Raw genomic sequence first — 4,935 nt, 5'->3', positions numbered from 1 at the left:
GTCAGCCCCGTTATGACCACTTCGATACCGCTGCGTGTATTTTTCGCAACATCAGTCCTCAAAAAGCACCCCGGAAAAAGGAGAGAACTGATGGAGAGAACTACAAAAGTTTTCATTTTAATGATACCCCAAAAGCCTTGAGAAATCAAGGTTTTTCAGAAAGGCCGTTCCGAAGTGGTCACTCGTTTTCGAGTGCGGACCCTTCAACCAATTGGGTACATCTCCAAATTCTAAAGGTATTATGCCATAGATTTTCCCACATTGCAAGCCCCGGATCGTCCCTGCATAGAATTCTATATCAAAATTGATCGGGAGGATCGGATATGACCTGTGCGATTTTCATTCTTGGCGGGGAGGAGCGGTACGCCAATTACCGCCGGGCGGTGGAGGCCGCCGGTGGACGGGCGGTTTTCTCCGGCGCTCCGGAGGAGGCTGCGGCCTGTGACGGACTGCTGCTGCCCGGCGGCGGCGATCTGGAGCCCTGGCGGTACGGCCAGCCCAACACCGCCTCCAGAAATCTGGAGCCGGAGCGGGATACGGCGGAGTTTGTTCTGCTGGAGCGGTTTACCGCCGCGGGAACACCGGTCTTGGGAATCTGCCGGGGACTCCAGTCCATCAATGTCTTTTTCGGCGGCACGCTGGTCCAGGACCTGCCGGGACACGGGGCTGTGGACGGCACGGACCGCCTGCACCCTGTCCGCACGGTGCCTTCCTTTCTCAGCAAAATTTGCGGGAAGTACGCTGTGGTCAACAGCGCCCATCACCAGGCCACGGACCGGCTGGGGCAGGGGCTGGAGGCCGTCCAGTGGGCGCCGGACGGCGTGACGGAGGCGCTGGAGCACCGGACGCTGCCGGTGTGGGGCGTCCAGTGGCACCCGGAGCGGCTGCCCGGCGGGCTGGGAAGTCAGCTGTTCGGGGCATTCCTGGAGCGGTGCCGTCTGGGGCGGGGGTAAAAAAGCTGGGGCCCTGCTTTCGCTGAAAGCAGGGCCCCAGTGCAATCATTTGATTTCAAGTGTGTAGGCGTCCTCCCCTGTGATACCGGGCAGAGGGGCCAGAAATGCCTCAAGGGCTCTTTTCGCCTCTTCAGATGCCTTTTCCAGAATTCCCCGCTCGACAGCCTTGTTCTCCATGAGGATTTTCTGCTCGCTGATAAACGTATTGTAGTCGTCAAAGGTCACCTCGTTGAAGAGGCCGTTTTTGACTTCCAGAACGGTGATGCTCTCCTGGGGAATGCTGTTGTCCATGATCCTGGACGGAGGCAGGGTGATGGTAATTTTGCGCGCCTCCTCGTCGACATCGACCTGCACCTCGCTCAGGTCAATGCCCGCCTTGATGGACCCGTCGTAGGTGACCAGCAGGCTGGTGCCGCTGAAGGGCCTTGTCCAGCCGAAGAGCCACTTGACGTTATCGGTCCGCCGGTCGGCGTTGGTGTAGATGTACTCCTGGGTAACCAGCTCCTGGAGGGAGCTGATCTGACTTTTTAACGTCTCACTGGTGATAACCGGAATCGATTTTTGGGAGGCCTCTTTTTTGTCCTCCAGCGCTTCGATCAGCTGATTCTGACGCTCGATCTGGGCCGTCTGCTGCTCCAGCTGCCGGCGCAGCTGGCTTTGACGGCTCCACGACAGGTACAAAAGTCCCGCCAGAACCGCAAAAATCAGCGCCGCGGCGGCCAGCATCTTCCAGCTCCGGAACCCTTTCCCCGGCAGGCCGTCCTCCATGACCTCCCCGATGCGTTCCATGATCTCACCCTTTTTCCTGTTCAGCATTTCAGGTTCCCCCTTGTGATCATTTTGATGGGTCTTTCCGGCGTGGGGCGTGTAGCTTTTGCGAAAGGTTTTTCCACCGCAGCGTCTCCGGGGGCCGGGTGAAAGCAAAACGCCGTGCAGGGCAGAAGCCTACACAGCGTAAGAAGCAAAACTCCTTATGCGGCACAAACGCAACGAATATAACGGCAAAACCCGCCCCTTGCGAAAAGGGCCGGAATGTCATATAATATCTCATGCGGTGCGGCCCTCGGGCCGTTGTGTAGGTGGCAGCAACACCTGCGCAGGCTTGCGGGTGCTCCAACACCCGCAAGCTGCCGCATTTTTGTTTTCCATGTCGAATTATACCACAGGTCCCGCTGCAATGCAAGGGGCTGCCGCCGGCGGCGCGGCCGGAAACCCTCGCCGCTTTTCGGCCCTTTCCCCAAAACGATCAGCGGGCCGTCATCTGCCATGGATAACGGCCCGCTGCCCTTATTTCTTCGCAATCATCAAATACCGGTGAATGGTTCCCTGGATAACGCCGTCCCTGTCGATGATCCGCTGCATGTTCAGGCAGAAATTCACCGCCGCCCGTGTCATAGTCCAGGATATTCAGATCGCTTTTCAGATAGTACCTGACCAACTCCCCATAATTCCACGGCAAGTCGCTTTCCGCCTCGTATCTCCCGTGAATATGGGAGAAGTCCCAGCCGTGGATACGCGCCACGCGCTCCTCCTGTTCCCAGACGGCTCTCCAGTCCTTTTGATCCATAAAGCCACTCTTCTCCCATTCATCAAATCATCATGGTCATGACAGGCGCAGTATCCCAAAGCGGCAGAAAGCGTTCAGCGGTCCGGAAACCGCAGGACTGCGCCGCCCCCCTTGTGCTCTCCCGCTTAATCTGTAACCTTTTTATTCTATTTCACCGTTTTTCCACAAATAGCACGGGAAGCCCTGCTCCCCGTGCTATTTCCCGTCCGGCGTATATTGAATAATATCGGCAATGCCGCAGTCCAGAATTCTGCACAGGGCGTCCAGGGTGTTGGTGGAGACGGACTCTCCCGCCTTCAGCCGCCGGACAGTGGAACTGCTGATGCCCCCTTTCACCTGGAGGGTATAGGTGGTGGCGCCCCGGGCTTCCATCGTCGCCCACAGCCGCTCATAGGAAATCACCGGAACTTCCCTCCCCCCATTTGACATATCTCTATTATTGCCTATAATATAGATTAAGCGTTATAGGCAATAATGCCCATATAGAGAGGAGAGAAACTATGCCAGACTATCAGGAAATGTATCTGCATCTCTGCCGGGAGACCGAGCGGGCCATACGGATTTTGATTCAGGCCCAGCGGGACTGCGAGGAGCTGTATCTCAGGGACGACGGCGCCGCTCTGCGCGTCTTTCCAAAGCCGCAGGCCCCGCAGGAGAATGACTAAAATTTCCCGTTTCGGGCACCCTATGGAAAATCCATCAGACCGAGGTGGCTTTCCATGAATGAAAAACGAACCGGCCAGCGGACCATTGCCCTGGGGGCCCCGCCCTCCGTGCTCTCCTTCGCCAACATCGGCGGCAAGTTCGAGGCCCAGGGACCCTTGTCCGGGTACTTCGACGAGCTGAGCCAGGACTCCTTCTTCGGGGAGAAGACCTGGGAGAAGGCGGAGTCCGCCATGCAGAAAAGAGTGGTCCAGCGGGCGCTGGACCAGGCCCGGCTGAAACCCAAGGACATCCACTATATTCTGGCGGGGGACCTGCTGAACCAGTGCATCGGCTCCTCCTTCGGCCTGCGGGAGCTGGGCATCCCCTTCTACGGGCTGTACGGCGCCTGCTCCACCATGGGGGAGTCGCTGTCCCTGGCGGCCATGCTGATCGACGGGGGATTTGCAGAGCGCACCGCCGCCGTCACCTCCTCCCACTTCTGCACCGCCGAGCGGCAGTACCGGATGCCGGTGCCCTACGGCAGCCAGCGGACCCCCACCGCCCAGTGGACCGCCACCGCCTCCGGCTGCACCATTCTGGGCCGGGAGGGCCCCGGGCCCTATATCACCCACGTCACCTGCGGCAAGATCGTGGACAAGGGGATCTCCGACCCCAACAACATGGGCGCGGCCATGGCCCCCGCCGCCTACGACACCCTGTCCGCCTTCTTCCGGGACACCGGCACCGGCCCCAAAGACTACGACCTCATCATCACCGGCGATCTGGGAGAGCTGGGCCACGGCATTGTCCGGGACTTCTTCTCACGAAGCGGCGTGGAGCTGGGGGATAACTTCCAGGACTGCGGACTGCTGCTCTACGACCGGGACGGCCAGGACATGCACGCCGGGGCCTCCGGCTGCGGCTGCTCCGCCTCCGTGCTCAACGGGTATCTTTTGACGGAGATGCGGCGGGGCAGGTGGAAAAAAATCGTCTTTGCCCCCACCGGGGCCCTGCTCTCCCCCACCTCCAGCTTCCAGGGGGAGTCCATCCCCGGCATCTGCCACGCCGTTTGCATCTCGGCGGAAAAATAAAACAACGCCCCGTCTGCCGGACAGTATGGTATACTGTTTGGAAGGCGGGGGATTTTTTTCGCAGATTTTCTCCCCGGCTGAAAAATATCCCGGTTCCCGCTCGTGTTATGGGTGAAAGGAGTTGAGAACGTGGTTTCATTTGGTACCGATGAAATCATCTCCCGCGCGGTGGAACAGTACAGCTCCATGCTGCTGCACCTGGCCGCCTCCCGGCTGGGCTCCCCCGCCGACGCGGAGGACGCCGTGCAGGAAGTGTTCTTAAAGCTGCTGACCGCCCGCCCCGTGTTCCGGGACGCCGAGCATGAGAAGGCGTGGCTCATCCGGGCCACCCTCCACCGCTCCAGCGACATCCGCCGCAGCGCGGAGCGCCGGAACCTCCCCCTGGAGGAGGCGGGAGAGCCTGCGGCCCGGGAGGACGCCCTCGATCTCCTCTCCGCTGTCCGGGCGCTGCCGGACAAGTACAGCGCTGTCATCCACCTCTACTATTACGAGGGGTATTCCATCAAAGAGATCGCAAAGACGCTGGGCCTGCCCGCCGCCACGGTGGGCACCCGCCTGGCCCGCGGCCGGGAGCGGCTGCGGCAGATGCTGAAGGAGGATATGTGATGGACCGGAAAACCTACCGTGAAGCCAGATCGGAAGAGCGTCGTGTAGGGAAAGAGTGTAGATCTCGGTGGTC

The 4,935-nt window shown here is 59.9% G+C and carries 7 protein-coding genes; 4 read left to right on the top strand and 3 right to left on the bottom strand.

Annotated elements, in window-relative coordinates; translation table 11 throughout:
• Window positions 1-323: 323 nt before the first annotated feature.
• The gene (locus QZ326_RS11175; protein ID WP_295745198.1) at window positions 324-953 is read left to right on the top strand and encodes a gamma-glutamyl-gamma-aminobutyrate hydrolase family protein; all 630 of its coding nucleotides are present in this window, start codon (window positions 324-326) and stop codon (window positions 951-953) included.
• 45 nt (window positions 954-998) lie between these two features.
• Here the strand turns inward: QZ326_RS11175 and QZ326_RS11170 are convergent, their stop codons facing one another.
• From QZ326_RS11170 to QZ326_RS11160, 3 genes are all read right to left on the bottom strand, one after another.
• Complete coding sequence (locus QZ326_RS11170; RefSeq protein WP_295745196.1) at window positions 999-1,769, bottom strand: DUF4230 domain-containing protein; 771 nt, start codon at window positions 1,767-1,769, stop codon at window positions 999-1,001.
• A gap of 430 nt (window positions 1,770-2,199) precedes the next feature.
• The gene (locus tag QZ326_RS11165) at window positions 2,200-2,520 is read right to left on the bottom strand and encodes a hypothetical protein (protein ID WP_295745194.1); all 321 of its coding nucleotides are present in this window, start codon (window positions 2,518-2,520) and stop codon (window positions 2,200-2,202) included.
• 195 nt (window positions 2,521-2,715) lie between these two features.
• Entirely contained in the window at window positions 2,716-2,922 is a 207-nt protein-coding gene (locus tag QZ326_RS11160) for a helix-turn-helix transcriptional regulator (RefSeq protein WP_295745192.1), read from the bottom strand.
• Window positions 2,923-3,020: 98 nt separating this feature from the next.
• On the opposite strand from QZ326_RS11160, the gene QZ326_RS11155 reads away from it, so the two are divergent.
• The 3 genes from QZ326_RS11155 (at window position 3,021) to QZ326_RS11145 (ending at window position 4,862) form a co-directional block, all read left to right on the top strand.
• Window positions 3,021-3,185 (top strand): hypothetical protein, encoded by a 165-nt coding sequence (locus QZ326_RS11155; protein WP_295745190.1) that lies wholly within the window; start codon window positions 3,021-3,023, stop codon window positions 3,183-3,185.
• A gap of 54 nt (window positions 3,186-3,239) precedes the next feature.
• Window positions 3,240-4,256, top strand: coding sequence for a stage V sporulation protein AD (spoVAD, locus tag QZ326_RS11150; protein WP_295745189.1), 1,017 nt, complete (start codon window positions 3,240-3,242; stop codon window positions 4,254-4,256).
• Window positions 4,257-4,385: 129 nt separating this feature from the next.
• Window positions 4,386-4,862, top strand: coding sequence for an RNA polymerase sigma factor (locus QZ326_RS11145; RefSeq protein WP_295745187.1), 477 nt, complete (start codon window positions 4,386-4,388; stop codon window positions 4,860-4,862).
• The last annotated feature ends 73 nt before the right edge of the window (window positions 4,863-4,935 follow it).

Source organism: uncultured Oscillibacter sp. (genome assembly GCF_910587525.1).
Taxonomy (GTDB): domain Bacteria; phylum Bacillota; class Clostridia; order Oscillospirales; family Oscillospiraceae; genus Oscillibacter.
The sequence above is the reverse complement of the archived record's forward strand: the minus strand, read 5'-3'. Positions and strand labels throughout refer to the sequence as shown.

Bases quoted from the DNA above. Each gene is read 5' to 3' on its own strand.
- spoVAD (WP_295745189.1), top strand. From the start codon at position 3,240: ATGAATGAAAAACGAACCGGCCAGCGGACCATTGCCCTGGGGGCCCCG.
- QZ326_RS11170 (WP_295745196.1), bottom strand. From the start codon at position 1,769: ATGCTGAACAGGAAAAAGGGTGAGATCATGGAACGCATCGGGGAGGTC.
- QZ326_RS11175 (WP_295745198.1), top strand. From the start codon at position 324: ATGACCTGTGCGATTTTCATTCTTGGCGGGGAGGAGCGGTACGCCAAT.
- QZ326_RS11165 (WP_295745194.1), bottom strand. From the start codon at position 2,520: ATGGATCAAAAGGACTGGAGAGCCGTCTGGGAACAGGAGGAGCGCGTG.
- QZ326_RS11155 (WP_295745190.1), top strand. From the start codon at position 3,021: ATGCCAGACTATCAGGAAATGTATCTGCATCTCTGCCGGGAGACCGAG.